The sequence below is a fragment of the Methylomonas koyamae genome (assembly GCF_019669905.1).
Lineage (GTDB): Bacteria > Pseudomonadota > Gammaproteobacteria > Methylococcales > Methylomonadaceae > Methylomonas > Methylomonas koyamae.
Window position 1 is genome coordinate 3,751,632 of sequence record NZ_AP019777.1, and the last position, 14,011, is coordinate 3,765,642.

At 58.5% G+C, this 14,011-nt stretch carries 12 protein-coding genes; 3 read left to right on the plus strand and 9 right to left on the minus strand.

Annotated features, from left to right (window positions below; all coding sequences use genetic code 11):
- The 7 genes from MKFW12EY_RS16795 to nifB form a co-directional block, all read right to left on the minus strand.
- Nucleotides 1-603 carry a nitrogen fixation protein NifQ gene (locus tag MKFW12EY_RS16795; RefSeq protein WP_221053413.1) on the minus strand — a complete coding sequence of 201 codons (603 nt, stop codon included), beginning with the start codon at nucleotides 601-603 and terminating at the stop codon, nucleotides 1-3.
- Nucleotides 604-645: 42 nt separating this feature from the next.
- Entirely contained in the window at nucleotides 646-996 is a 351-nt protein-coding gene (locus MKFW12EY_RS16800) for a 2Fe-2S iron-sulfur cluster-binding protein (protein ID WP_054763156.1), read from the minus strand.
- A gap of 20 nt (nucleotides 997-1,016) precedes the next feature.
- Nucleotides 1,017-1,304: a 2Fe-2S iron-sulfur cluster-binding protein gene (locus tag MKFW12EY_RS16805; RefSeq protein WP_054763155.1), complete on the minus strand. Its 288-nt coding sequence runs from the start codon at nucleotides 1,302-1,304 to the stop codon at nucleotides 1,017-1,019.
- Between the two features lie 203 nt (nucleotides 1,305-1,507).
- Complete coding sequence (locus MKFW12EY_RS16810; protein WP_221053414.1) at nucleotides 1,508-2,788, minus strand: FprA family A-type flavoprotein; 1,281 nt, start codon at nucleotides 2,786-2,788, stop codon at nucleotides 1,508-1,510.
- On the minus strand, nucleotides 2,785-3,210 hold the full coding sequence (locus tag MKFW12EY_RS16815; protein WP_221053415.1) for an ArsC/Spx/MgsR family protein: 426 nt from the start codon (nucleotides 3,208-3,210) through the stop codon (nucleotides 2,785-2,787). Before MKFW12EY_RS16815 ends, MKFW12EY_RS16810 begins: the two co-directional genes overlap by 4 nt.
- Nucleotides 3,211-3,215: 5 nt before the next feature.
- Nucleotides 3,216-3,500, minus strand: a complete 285-nt coding sequence (locus MKFW12EY_RS16820; RefSeq protein ID WP_054763154.1) for a 4Fe-4S dicluster domain-containing protein — start codon at nucleotides 3,498-3,500, stop codon at nucleotides 3,216-3,218.
- Between the two features lie 226 nt (nucleotides 3,501-3,726).
- Nucleotides 3,727-5,220 (minus strand): nitrogenase cofactor biosynthesis protein NifB, encoded by a 1,494-nt coding sequence (nifB, locus tag MKFW12EY_RS16825; RefSeq protein WP_054763158.1) that lies wholly within the window; start codon nucleotides 5,218-5,220, stop codon nucleotides 3,727-3,729.
- Here nifB and MKFW12EY_RS16830 point away from each other — a divergent pair.
- Both MKFW12EY_RS16830 and MKFW12EY_RS16835 read left to right on the plus strand, forming a co-directional pair.
- Nucleotides 5,219-5,491, plus strand: coding sequence for a hypothetical protein (locus tag MKFW12EY_RS16830; protein WP_221053416.1), 273 nt, complete (start codon nucleotides 5,219-5,221; stop codon nucleotides 5,489-5,491). The two genes, nifB and MKFW12EY_RS16830, sit on opposite strands and share 2 nt — an antisense overlap.
- A gap of 188 nt (nucleotides 5,492-5,679) precedes the next feature.
- A complete protein-coding gene (locus MKFW12EY_RS16835; RefSeq protein WP_221053417.1) occupies nucleotides 5,680-10,140 on the plus strand; it encodes an autotransporter domain-containing protein in 4,461 nt (1,486 codons plus the stop codon).
- Nucleotides 10,141-10,277: 137 nt separating this feature from the next.
- Here the strand turns inward: MKFW12EY_RS16835 and MKFW12EY_RS16840 are convergent, their stop codons facing one another.
- Nucleotides 10,278-10,802 (minus strand): PepSY domain-containing protein, encoded by a 525-nt coding sequence (locus MKFW12EY_RS16840; protein ID WP_054763738.1) that lies wholly within the window; start codon nucleotides 10,800-10,802, stop codon nucleotides 10,278-10,280.
- Between the two features lie 46 nt (nucleotides 10,803-10,848).
- Nucleotides 10,849-11,472 carry a LuxR C-terminal-related transcriptional regulator gene (locus MKFW12EY_RS16845; RefSeq protein ID WP_157199676.1) on the minus strand — a complete coding sequence of 208 codons (624 nt, stop codon included), beginning with the start codon at nucleotides 11,470-11,472 and terminating at the stop codon, nucleotides 10,849-10,851.
- Between the two features lie 591 nt (nucleotides 11,473-12,063).
- Here MKFW12EY_RS16845 and MKFW12EY_RS16850 point away from each other — a divergent pair.
- Entirely contained in the window at nucleotides 12,064-13,917 is a 1,854-nt protein-coding gene (locus MKFW12EY_RS16850; RefSeq protein WP_221053418.1) for a type II secretion system protein GspD, read from the plus strand.
- Nucleotides 13,918-14,011 lie beyond the last annotated feature (94 nt).

The window sequence follows — 14,011 nt, forward strand, 5'->3', positions numbered from 1 at the left end:
TTAATCCTCCGGCCCAAAGCACTGCTGGTAGTCCTTACAGACTTCGCAGGACGGCGCTCGGCAGACGTACAGACCCTCGGCTTCGCAGAGCTGTTTGTACAAAAATTTCTTCCATTTCATATCCTTGCTGTTGCGTGCGACCAGGTCGGGGAAGTTGTAGGCCAGCATCGCCGACAGGTCGGCGCGCGACCATAAACCCAAATCCTGCCACAAATGGTCGCTGCCCAGGCAGGCGGCGACGATCAGCGCAATCAGCCATTCGGTATCGGCGCCCGGTTGCGCGGCGAATTGGCGCAATAGCGTTTCCAGATCCTGTTTTTCCAGCATCCGGCTGAAATCCAGGTTATGGCCCGACACAGCAGTTTCGGCCAACACGTAGCCGGGGAAATGGCTGGCCAGCAACGCGGCGAATTGCTCCGGCGCCAAACCCAGCCGATCCGGCAACGCCCCCTCTCCCACCGCCCAACTGGCGATGATTTGCGCCAGCCAGACGCTGTTGGGCGACCAGCCGGCGCACGCCGCGAGTTCCTGATAAATCTGCTGCCGTGGCTTTGGGGTAACCGCTAGACTCGGAATGGTTTGGGTCGGTTCTATAGCAGGCATGCAATTCATCTTCGGTCCTCCGGCGTTTAGTGGCGGAACGGATTAGTACTCGACGCGGATGTCTTCGTCCCTAACGATCATCTGGCAAGCCAGACGCCATTCGCAGGGCAAATCGTCGACGATCATTTTCTCCAGCTCTTCGCCGGTGACCTTGCCGAGCTGTTTCAGCACCGCTTTTTCCTTCTCGGTCAACGGGCCGCCCATGCGCTGGTTTTTTTTGTCGATACTGGTGACTTTAACCAGGCAGGTACCGCATTCCCCGTCTTCGCACTCGAAGTTGATGGGGATTTTATTTTCCAACGCCAGCTTCAACACGGTCTGGGTGTGGCTGCCGGCGACGGCGTAAACGGTTTTATCCCGGTATTCCGGGCTTGAAAATGTGACTAATGCCATGTGTGGTCTCCTTGAACGGCTTACACCGGTTTGACGGAAATCTCGCCGCCCAGCACCTGCGCCTGACAGGCCAGACGGTTGTGCTTGCCGGCCATGTTTTCCCGCAGAATTTTGTCTTCCAATACCGAAGGTTCGGTCAGATGATTCCAGCCTGACGTCACTTTCATGATGCAGGTGCCGCAATCGCCCTCTCGGCAGCCGTAGGTAATGCCGGAACCGACCTTCTCGGACACTTCGATGATTCGGGTGCCGGCGGGTACGGTGACGGTGACGTTGATGTCTTCGAATGTAATGGTCGCTTTGGCCATTGAAAAAACTCCTTACGCTATTTAAGTGTCATCTCGGCAACCTCCAATCTGAGGACTGCCGTTTTGGAATCCGCAAAGATTCCCGATTCCCGCCCACTCGAAAGCCGGCGGGGTTCGCCTATCCATCCGGGGATCGGCTTAGCCGGCCTTACTGCGCCGGCTCAACGCGTGACGTATGTCTAAAACTGTTGCTGCGGTCCGGCTCAGGCCAGATCCGCAAAATTAAGCACTTTCGATAACCGGGCGCCGGTCAGCTCTTGGGCCAGCTCCAAACCGAAGGCCGTGCATTCCAATATCTCGTCGTCGGTGGGGATCAATTTCACCCGCAAGCCCGGAATCGGCACCCGTAATTTCAGGCCGCGCAGGCGGTCCTCGACCAGACGCACGCCCTCGCCGGTCCAGCCGTAGGAACCGAACACGCCGCCCAGTTTGTTCTTCAAATTGACCACTGCCAGCGACGACAGCAGGTCCCAAATCGGCTTGACCGCATCGCCGTTGATGGTCGGCGTGCCCAGCACCAGACCGTCGGCTTCTTCAATTAAATCGACGAACGGCCCCACCTCGCCGCCCTCCAGGTCGTACAGCGATACCCGCACATCCTCGACCTGCATCGCGCCCTGGTAAATCGCTTCGGCCATGCGCCGGGTGTTGCCGTAGGAACTGATGTAAAAAATCAGCAGGGTTTTCTGGTTGGGGCTGAGTTCGTTGTGCAGAGCCGGACTGGAGAGTTGCCGGTAGCGCTGGATGTAATGCTGCGGCCGGTCGCGCAGAATCGGGCCGTGGGTCGGGGCGATCAGGGTTAGCGGCAAGGGTTCGATCAATTCCAGCGCCCGCACCACGTATTCCTTGAACGGCCGCATGATGTGGGCGTAGTAATACTCGAACGAGAAGCGGAAATCGCCGACGCGGTCGTTGAACAGGCGTTTGTCGCAGAAATGGCAGCCGAACACGTCGCCGGAAAACAGCATCTTTTCTTCCGGGGCATAGGTGCATTGGGTATCCGGCCAGTGCAGATAGGGCGTGTGCAAAAACTCCAGGCGGCGGTCGCCCAGCGACACCGAATCGCCGGTCACCACCGGCGTGAAGCTCAACGTGTCCTGCTTCAGCAGGCCTTTCAACATCGTTTGGGCTTTCTGGGAAATGAACAACTGCGCCTGTGGCGCCCGCCGCATCAGCTCCGGCAACGCGCCGGTGTGGTCCGGCTCCAGGTGGTTCAACACGATGACTTTGATTTCGTTGTAGTCGGCGACGCTTTCCAGCCGGGCAAAAAAATCGGCGGCGAAGCCTTCCTTGACCGTGTCGATCACCGCGACGCCTTCGCTGCCGCGGATGACGTAGGCGTTGTAACTGGTGCCGTTGGCGGTTTTTAAAATGATGTCGAAGATGCGCAGATTGGGATCGAAGGCGCCAACCCAATGCACCCGCTCGGACAGCGGCACGGCAAGCGGAGTGCCGTCGTCGCCTTCCAGCTTGACGCCGTTCATGGCCCGCCCGCCTCGGCTCGGGCTTGGCGCGGGCAGGTTTCCAGGTCCTTGGCGTTCGCCGGCAATTTCAAGCCCAGCCAGGCATCGACTTCGTTTTCGTCGAAACCCGACAACCGCCGCTGGTCGGCTTCCATCAGCGGCCGCCGGATCAATAACGGCTGCTCGACCATCAAGGCAATGGCCTGATCTTCGTCCAGCATTTCCGGATCTATCAAGCCCTGCTTGATCGCCGGCGCGCTGCGGTTAAACCATTCCGCGACCGGCTTATCGCCGAAAAACGAACGCAGTTTGGCCTGCTGCTTGGCCCAGGGCTGTTGCAACAAGTCGTAGACCACCAGCAAATGGCCGGCCGCGCTCAATAGCTGTTTCTGCCGGGTGTTGTTCAAACATCCCGGCTTCTCGTAAAAGTGGACGGTAGCCATAGCCGTCAGTGGGCTTGCAGTTCCGCCATCACCTCGGCCATTCTTTCCGGTGGAATACCGGTCAACGAACCGGGCGGATTGACGGCGATACCGTTCGCATCCAGGATCGCGCCCTCGATCGGGCAGATGCTGGCGCATTGGGTATCCTGGTAATCGCCTTCGCATTCGGTGCATTTGTTCGGATTGATCCGAAAATGCCCGGCTTTGCTGGACATAAAAATCGCCTTGCTAGGGCACAAGGGCTCGCAGGCGTAACAGTTGACACAGGATTCTATGATTTGTAGAGCCATGACGTTACCTTTGAATTCGGTGGTGAATCATTCAGAACAATCGCTCTCCGCAGAGCTGTCGCACAAGCGCCCTCTCCTGATGGAGAGGGCCGGGGCGAGGAGAATTAAAAAAAAGATTTCCCCCCTCACCCTAGCCCTCTCCCGGAGGGAGAGGGAATGTTTAAAAGCCCCTTAACTTTGCGACATTGCCCCACCGGAGAGGAGATTCTCACTGGGTGCCTATGGTTTAGGCTGTCGCCCGTTTATCGGCACTAACCTCATCCAGCTTGCCGGCCGCGGCCATTTCCTTGTAAACCGCCATGACCGCGTCCTCGATCGGTTCCATCGCATGCTCGCCATTGGGCTGGATACCGGCTTGCTCCAGCATGTCCCAAGGCTCGTAACCGATCTTGGAGCACAGCACCACTTCGCAGCCTTCCAAAGCCCGAATCGTGCGTTGCAACACGCTTTCGCCGTCGCCGCAAGTATCATCGCCACTACAGTACAGATCGGTTTTGCGATGGCTCATGAAGCGCACGCCATCCGGCGAGGCTTCGTAGATCAAAAACTCTTTGGCATGGCCGAAGTGTTGGTTGATCACGCCTTGGCCGCTGGTGGCGATGGCCATCAACACCGGACGGGTGTTCAGCTTGGGCTCGTCGGCATGGCTGGCGGCTTTTTCGACTTTGGCGGCGCGCTTGCTGTGCATTTCCTCGGCAATCGCTTCGTGGATGACCTTGCGTTTTTCCATCGCCGATTGGTAGTCGATCTCCATCGCTTCGATCTTGTCCATCGTGAACTCGTCGCCGCGGTCTTCGCCCAGCAGACCGACCGCGTCGGCCCGGCATTGCCGGCAGTGGCGCATCATGTTCATGTCGCCGGAACAGGCATCTTGCAGGTCCATCAATTCGTCCTGGGTCGGACCGCGCTGGCCCATCACACCGTAGAACGTGCCGTGTTCGGCTTCGGCGATCAACGGCATCACGTTGTGCAGGAAAGCACCTTTGGCTTTGACGATTTTGCTGACTTCCGCCAAGTGCTTGTCGTTGACGCCGGGAATCATCACCGAATTAACTTTGACCAGGATGCCTCTGGCCGTCAGCATTTCCAGGCCTTTTTGTTGCTGCTCGATCAAAATCTTGGCGCCCTTCACGCCTTTGATGCGTTTGTTTTCCCAGAAAATCCACGGATAGATTTGGGCGCCGATTTCCGGATCGACGCAGTTGATCGTGATGGTGACGTGGTCGATGTTGTGTTTGGACAACTCCTCGACCGATTCCGGTAGGGCCAGACCGTTGGTGGACACGCACAGTTTGATGTCCGGCGCATCCTGGCTCAAACGGCGGAAGGTTTCGAAGGTACGTTCCGGGTTGGCCAGCGGGTCGCCGGGGCCGGCGATGCCGAGCACAGTCATTTGCGGGATGTTGGCCGCCACCGCCATGGTTTTCTTGACTGCCTGTTCCGGCGTCAGCAATTCCGAGACTACGCCCGGCCGCGATTCGTTGGAGCAATCGTATTTGCGGTTGCAGTAATGGCACTGGATGTTACAGGCCGGCGCCACCGCTACGTGCATGCGGGCGAAGTAGTGGTGGGCGTCTTCCGAGTAACACGGATGGTTTTCCACCTTGGCCCGTATTTCGTCGGACAAATGGCCTAATTGGTCGTCCGATGAACCGCAGGAGTGGGATGAGCAGCCGCCTGCGCTGGCCGCGGGAGTTTCGTTCAAAACTGGCAATTCCATGATCTTCACCTCGCTTAAATGGGTTGCAAGAGAGATAGCACAGGCCATGCCAGTTATTTTTTACAGACAAGCCTATGATTTTTATAGGCTTTACAATCCGACGCAGGCCAGCTTGTCGGATATATCACATGCCGATGTTTGTAAGAGCACAAACCGCCGCGCCGAATTGTCGAAATTTCGGAAAAAATGGCCGCTCGTTATCGAAAACCGCCAGGGCGGACACGGCGGCTTCGCCCTGAAAACCCTACTGTTTTTAAGTGTGAGACTATAATGCGTGTGATAGACTTCACATAAATCGACATTTTCTCTACCAGTGCAGCGGGCTGCGCCGCAGCCAACGGATAACGCGTCTTAGACCTTAAATATGGAGCTGGGCCAACGCTTATGAACAGGTTTCGTTCTCCCGCCGCGATCAGCGTTTTACGATTTTCTTTTCGGTTAGGCCTAGCGTTTCTCGCCGTGCCCGATCCGGCCACTGCTGATGTCTGTAACTGGGAAGGCGGCGACTCGGTCTGGTCCAGCGACGGCAACTGGAGCTGCGGCGCCGTGCCGGGCAACACCGACGACGCGGTACTGAATACCGACGACAACCTGAATCTGGACGTTGCCGCCGGCGTCCAAAAATTCACGCTGTCTTCCGCCAACGCCGTGCTGCAAGGCACGGGACCGCTGACCTCGAATAGCGCATTCGACTTGCAATCCGGCACGGTCAGCGCGATTCTGGCCGGCGACGATGGTGCCAATAAAACCACGGCCGGCAGCGTCACGTTGAGCGGCGCCAATACCTATACCGGAGTTACCACAATCAGCGCCGGCACCCTGGCCTTGGGCGCCAACAACGTATTCGACAACAACTCCAGCATCGTCGTCGACGGCGGCACGCTGGCAATGGGTGCGTTCAGCGATACCGTCGCCGGCGTCACGCTGCAATCCGGCACGATCAGCGGCAGCGGCGGCGTGCTGACTTCGGATAGCAAGTTCATACTGCAATCCGGTAACGTCAGCGCCATTCTGGCCGGCGACGACGGTGCCGATAAAACCACAGCCGGCACCGTCACACTCAGCGGTACCAATACTTACACCGGCGCGACCACGATCAGCGCCGGCACCCTGGCCTTGGGCGCCAACAACGTATTCGACAATAACTCCAGCATCGTCGTCGACGGCGGCACGCTGGCAATGGGTACGTTCAGCGATACCGTCGCCGGCGTCACGCTGCAATCCGGCACGATCAGCGGCAACGGCGGCGTGCTGACTTCGGATAGCAAGTTCATATTGCAATCCGGTAGCGTCAGCGCCATTCTGGCCGGCGACGACGGTGCCGATAAAACCACAACCGGCACCGTCACACTCAGCGGTACCAATACTTACACCGGCACCACCACGATCAGCGCCGGCACCCTGGCCTTGGGCGCCAGCAACGTATTCGACAACAACTCCAGCCTCGTCGTCGACGGCGGCACGCTGGCAATGGGCGTTTTCAGCGACACCGTCGCCGGCGTCACGCTGCAATCCGGCACGATTAGCGGCAACGGCGGCGTGCTGACTTCGGATAGCAAATTCGTATTGCAATCCGGCGAAGTCAACGCCATTTTGGCCGGCAGTCAAGGCGCCGAAAAAACCACAGCCGACACCGTTACCTTAAAGGGCGCCAATACCTATACCGGCGCCACCACGGTCAGTGCCGGTACGTTGGCCTTGGGCGCCAACAACGTATTCGACAACAACTCCAGCCTCGTCGTCGACGGCGGCACGCTGGCAATGGGCGCGTTCAGCGACACCGTCGCCGGCGTCACGCTGCAATCCGGCACGATCAGCGGCAGCGATGGGGTGCTGACGTCGAATAGCAAATTCGTATTGCAATCCGGCGAAGTCAACGCCATTTTGGCCGGCACCCAAGGCGCCGAAAAAACCACAGCCGACACCGTTACTTTAAAAGGCGCCAATACCTATACCGGTATCACCACGGTCAGTGCCGGTACCTTGGCCTTGGGCGCCAACAACGTATTCGACAACAACTCCAGCCTCGTCGTCGACGGCGGCACACTGGCAATGGGCACTTTCAGCGACACAGTGCTTGGCGTGACGCTGCAATCCGGCACAATCAGCGGCAGCGGGGTTTTAACCTCCAACACCACCTACAATTTGCAATCCGGTTCGATCGATGCCTTGCTGGCGGGTAACGTCGGTATCAACAAAACCACCGCCGATACGGTTACCCTGAACGGCGACAACACTTATACCGGTACGACCCAAGTCAATGCCGGTATCTTAATTTTCAACGGCAGCGGCAACCACACCCTTACCGGCAGCTATACCGGCGCCGGCACGTTGGAATTTGCCGACGGCACCAACCAGTTCGCGACCGGTGCGACCATCGCCACCGCCAACCTGATCTTGAGTGGCGGTACCAACCAGATCACCAGCGGCGCCAGCGTCACCTCTTCCAACGTGACCTTGAGCGGCGGCACCAACACCATCGACAAAGCCTTATCCGTTACCTCGTTCGCTGTTAGCGGCGGTAGCAACACCCTGAACGCGGCGCTAACCGCCACCAACGCTACCTTCGACGGCGGCCTCACCGACACTACCGATATCAATGCAAGTTACAACGTCAGCGGCACCACCACAGTCAACGGCGGCAACGTCAATTTCGCCTCATCGACTACGGCGGTATTGGGGCAGACTCTAGTGATTAACGGCGGCCAGGTCAGTTTCGCCGCGGCCGTCACCGAAGTCGACGAGTACATTCAAACCGACGGCATTTTGTCCGGACCGGGGGAACTCAGAGTGTCTTCCGCCACGTTGTCGGGCGGCTCCATGCTCGGCCCCGGCAAATTTATCATCGACGGCAACGGCGGCACCTCGACCAATCTGCTGCTGAACGGCAATTTCCAGTTGGACAACCAATCCACGTTGATTAACAGCGGCAACGTGGTAGTCGCCGCCAATGCCGCGCTGCAAGGTAGCGGCACTTACCGGCAGACCGCCGGCACCACCCGGGTCGACGGCAACTGGAGCCAGGCCCTGACCGAGATCCAGGCCGGAGTTTTTCGCGGTAACGGCAGCATCGGCGGCGACTTCGTCAACCAGGGCACGGTCGGTGCCAATGGCGACAACCTAATTTTGAACGGACCGGTCGTCGGCAGCGGCGCCTACGCCGGCGGCGTGCAGTTCAACAATAGCTTTGCCCCCGGCCCTGCGCCGAGCGGTGCCGGCATCGCCCAAATCGACGCCAGCAATGCCGACCTGGTATTCGGCAGTAGCAGCAAATTGATTATCGAATTCGGCGGCGACCAAAACGGCCAATTGGTTTCCGATTCGATCACCGCCCGCAGCATTGCGCTGCAAGGCGCGTCGTTGGACTTGCGGCGTCTGGCGAGTCAACCCAACTTCACCCCGCAGCAGTTTTTCGCCCAAACCGCCATTCTGACCACCACTACCGGTAACATCAGCGGCGCCTTCAACAGCGACGTCGACTGCCCGACCGGCTCCGACGACCTGTACGTGTTGTCCCAACAGGAAAAGCAATTTTTGCTGACCATCGTTCCGCGGTTGCCGAATCTGGTTCCGGCCGACGTGCAGTCGCTGGCCGGCGCCCTGCAACAAGCCGATTGCAACCCGAACACGCCGGCCAGCCTGCAAAACCTGCTGAACGGCCTGAAGCCGTTTCTGTCCGCGGGCACATCCGAAACCGACAAGGTCAACCAATTCGTCAATGCCTTGCGCCAGATCAGCCCAAAACAACTGGCGGCCGAGCAGACCCTGACCAACCGGGTCGGCAAACTGCAGGTTGCCAATCTCAGCCAGCGCATGGACAACCAACGCCAATTTTCCGCGGTCGGCAGCGCCGCGCCGCAAACCAACTTCTCCGCCAACGTCGGCAGCCCGGCGCCGTCGGCTCCGCCTACCTCCGGCGCATCTCCCGGCGGCGGTGGCGCCGCACCGGCAACCAGCGGCGAACGTTCCGGCCAGGCACCCGCCGCCGCACCCAGCTCCGGAGCGCTGTCGATCAATTTGCAAAGCGACCCGGACAGCCCGCCCGATCTGTTGTCGTCGTTCAAGAATCTGGGATTTTTTCTGAACGGCCAGTTCGAATGGGTGGACCGTACTTCGACGCTGGTGCAGCGCGGCTACCGCTCGGCGCTTTACGGCGTCACGGCCGGGGCCGACTACCGTTTCAGCCAACGCTTTCTATTGGGCACTTCGCTCGGATACGGCAACACCTACGCCGAAATCGCCAACAACGGCGGCGACCAGTCCATCGGCGGCTACACCGCATCGCTGTTCAGTTCGTTGAACCTGACAGACAACTGGTATATCGATGCCGTCGCCAATCTGAGTTACAACCAATACCACACCAACCGCACCACGGCCTATACCGACGCCAACGGCAATGCGGTCAACGAAACTGCGAAGAGTAAAACCGACGGCTGGCAACAACAGTTCAGCCTCTCCAGCGGCTACGATTTGCCGATGGGCGAATGGACCTTCGGTTTGCGCGCCCGCGGCGAATACGCGCATATGTCCATCGCCGGACGTAAGGAACACGGCGCCAATCTGGGCATGAATCTGGTGATCGACGACCAGAAATACGACTCGCTGACCAGCGCGGTCGGCGCGGTGGTCATGCGCAGTTTCAGCCTGCCGTTCGGCGTGCTGGTGTCGCAAGTCAACGTCGAATACGAGCGGCAATGGATAGACAAGTTGCCCAGTATGAAAACCGGCTTTGCCGACCAGCCCAACGTCAAATTCACGACCGCATCCTACGTGGTCGACCAGGATTATCTGAATGTCAGGGCGGCGGTTTCGGCGCAATTGCCTTACGGCGGCTCGGCCTTCTTACAGTACGATACGACCTTGGGCCTGGAGAATACGTCCCGCCACGCGATCAACGCCGGGGTCCGTTTCGAGTTTTGAAGCCGGGGCCGGGCAAGATGCGGTTCGCATCCGCCGGCACCTGCCGGCTGTAGCAGCGGGGTTGAGAGGAGATTTGTTTGAAAAATTTCCCCTGCCCCGTGTCGGCTAAATGGGGAGTTTGACTGCAGCGCCGGCCCTCACCGGCGTTCGTCGGCTTCTTCGCCGATTTCCCATTCTTCGGTGGCAGTCTCGATGATCTTGCCGCTGGCCGCATCGACTTCGATCTTGGTTTCGACGCCTTTGTCGTTGACGATGTCGAATTCATAGGAGGCGGCACCGTTCTCTTCCACCTCGTACTCGACTTCCTCTATCGTGCCCGGATTGGCTTTCAAGGCAATCGCGGCGGCGTCCTCTTCCGTGATTTTGGCATTCTTTTTGAAGGCCTGGCTGGCAGGATCGGCGACTTCCGATTCGCGCTCGGTTAACTTGCCGCTATCGGCGTCGCACATGAATTCCCATTCCTGGCGATTGTTGTCGCGCAATTCGAGTTCGTAGGCTCCCTTGCCAGCCACGTTCAACTTCTCGAGCTTGATCAGATCGCCGGATTTTTCTTTTTTAACGGCCTGAATACAGCTTTCCAAGCCGTGGTCGGCCGCAATCGCGCCCAGCGACAGCAAACCCAAACCGGCCAGTACCGCAGTTTTTACCGATATCTTTTTCATAACTCACCTCGCATAAAAAAAAGGAAAAATTCCCGAACAACGGGAATCATACCCTTCCGGCCGAGATCAGGCCATGGCTTTCGGCAAATTTTTTCATCGCCGACCGGTCTTCCAGCCCGAGTTTCAGCTTCAGCGAGGTCTGGCAATTGGAAACGGTCTTGCGGCTGATGCCCAATTGCTCGGCGATGTCTTGTAAAGCAAAACCCTCGGCCAACATGCAAAACACGTCGAATTCGCGCGAACTCAATGCGCTGAACGGCTCCAACAAGCGTTTGACGTGGCGGATCGCCAGCACTTGGGCGATATCCGGGTCCAGGTAATAGCTACCGTTTTGGACTCGATGGGCGATGTCGGCCAGGCGCCGGTGGTCGCTGCCGAAATCGGCAACGCCGACCACGCCGGCTTGCAAGTAAGCCAAGGCCCGACTACCGCAGGCACCGGCTACCACCAGCGCCGGGCAATCCGGCGCGATTGCCCGAATCTCGGCGATGCGCGGCATGGCGCCGCATTCGGCCCTGTCGGCAAACCAGACCACGTCCGGCTGTTGCCGACAGGCGACCGGAGCGGCGGATTCGGCCACGTCGGCCAGCACGCCCTGTGCCGCCAACGTAGCGCTATCGAAACGGTTTGTTACGGATTCTAAATCGACGACCAATAATCGGATAGCCACAACCGGACCTTGCGGATTGCGATGAAAAAAAAACCGGGACGGAAACCGCAGATGCTACCGCCGCGAAACCTTACCGGCCGGAAATCCCGAATCTGCCGGCCTCAGAACTGTAAGCCTTGACTCGGAGCGGACTAGCCGAATACTGACAAAATTTCCGAAAAATTCCGTAGGAATTCGGGACTTATCGCTCTACTCGCACTAAAACCGGGACATTACAATGTTTAGTATCGCCCGATAACGGGAAATTTTCCCGGCCAAATTTAGGCTTTATTCCCTAATAGCCAAAATTCCTCTCCGCTTAGAATGTGACCCGGTTAACGGATTGCCCAGGAGCAGTAACGACAAGGACGTTTCAGGAGTTTGTTTTTGAATTAATTGTGTTCCCTTCGTTGTTTTCAAAATCTGCGTTGCGACCCTCAGTTGCTCCGCGGATTTTTTTGGGCGTACCCGTGCGGATCAGGCCGCTCCGCCCAGCGAAAACAGCCAGGCAACGCAAACCTGCGTAACCCGCTTCCCGGCGGCTAACAAAAATAACAAAGGATGCTTGGCTTGTTGGACAAGTTCACGAAGTGCATACCCCTATTGGCGATTATGGTACTGATGATTAGCACGCCGGCGCTGGCTGCCAGCAACGGTTTCATCATTGAAGAGCTGGAGTTCAAAAACTCGCAGGTCGCCGACATCATCCGCGTGCTGTCCGAGGACGCCAAAGTCAACATCGTCGCCACTCCGGAAGCCGGCAAAAAAGAAGTCACCATCTTTCTGAAAAAAATCGCACTGGAAGACGCGATTCGCGCCATCTGCCGCATCAGCGACCTATGGTACCGCCAGGACGAAGGCGGTCCGGGCACCTACCGGCTGATGACCAAGGACCAGTACAGTATGGACTTGATGCTGGGCCAGGACGACAACATCAAAGTCTTCCAACTGCGCACGCCCAATGTCATCGCCATTGCCATGGCCATTCAAAACCTCTATGCACCGCGGGTGCGGGTCAGCTTCAACCCGGTTATGGGCAGCGGCATGGGCATGGGCATGCGCGGCAATATGGGCATGGGCGGCGCCAACCGCGGCCGCTTCGGCGGCATGAGCGGCATGAACAGTTTCGGCGGCGGCATGGGCGGCATGGGCGGCTACGGCGGCATGGGCGGATTCGGTTACGGCGGTGCCGGTGGCGGCTACGGCGGCGGTTTCCTGGGTTCCGGCGGCGTGCGCGGCAGCAATGCTTACGGCTTCAATCGCGCCTACGGCTACCGCGACGGCCGCAACAGCCAGATGGGCGGCATGGGCAACCTGACCTATCAAGACCAACTGCCCAACAACATGAGCGTCGACCAAATAGAACAGTTGTCGGCAAACTCCCAAGACGGCAAACAAATCGACAGCGAAAAACTGGCCGAAGTCGCCGGCGCCAACAAAGTCGTGTTCGTTACCGTCAACCAGGAACACAACCAACTGATCGTCAAGACCAGCGACCAGAACATCCTCAAATCCATCGGCGAACTGGTACAACAGATGGACATTCCGCAGACCCAGGTCATGCTGGAAATGAAGATCATCGACGTCAAGGTCGGCGAAGACTTCTCGTCGCTGTTCAACTTCGAAATCAAAAACACCGCAGTGCAGGGCAACAGCACCAATCCATTGATTCTGGGCGGCGCGGCGGCGCTGACCGGCGGCGGCAGCTTTGTTTACGAATTCGTTAGCGACAAGGTCAAGGCCAACATCGAGTTTCTGGAAAAAAACAACCGGGTCAACATCGTCTCCAACCCGATGCTGGTGGCTTCCAACCATCGCCCGGCCACGCTGTTCGTCGGCGAGGAACGGGTCATGGTGCGCGGCTACGCGGTCAGCAGCGTGCAAAACACCAACACCGCCACCACCTTCTCCAGCCCGGAAACCGAATTGCTGGACATCGGCACCACGCTGGAAATCATCCCGCACATCAACGACGACGGCAGCATCCACATCCAGATGAGCCAGGAGAACTCCACGCTCAACGAAGGCGCCGCGACGATACCGATCACCAGCAACAACAACGACAAAGTCCTGGATTTGCCGATAGACACCGTCACCACCGCCCGCATGCAGGGCGAAATTTTCGCCAAGCACGGCCATACCGTTGCTGTCGGCGGCTTGATCCGCGACAGCTTTTCCCGCAACCGGCGCAAAGTGCCTTACCTGGCCGACATCCCGCTGCTGGGCAACGTGTTTCGGCAAACGGAGGACGCGGACAGCAAATCGGAAATGGTGCTGCTGATCACGCCTTACATCCTCAACGAAAAGGACGAGCGCCACCAGCAATACGACCCGACCGTCAAATACCACCAATACGCCCCGGACACCGCAATGCAATCCAAACCGGTGCCCCAACCCGAATACCCGGAAGATTCCGCCTGCGGCGAAGCCTGCGCCCCGGACCGGCTGAGGAACAGCGAGCGATGAGCTTTCCAGGCCACCGATTTCGGGCTTTATCTCCGCTTGCCAGGCTTGCGCTGGTTGAGCGCCCATCGGCTAGCGCAGGGCGAACGCTATCCAC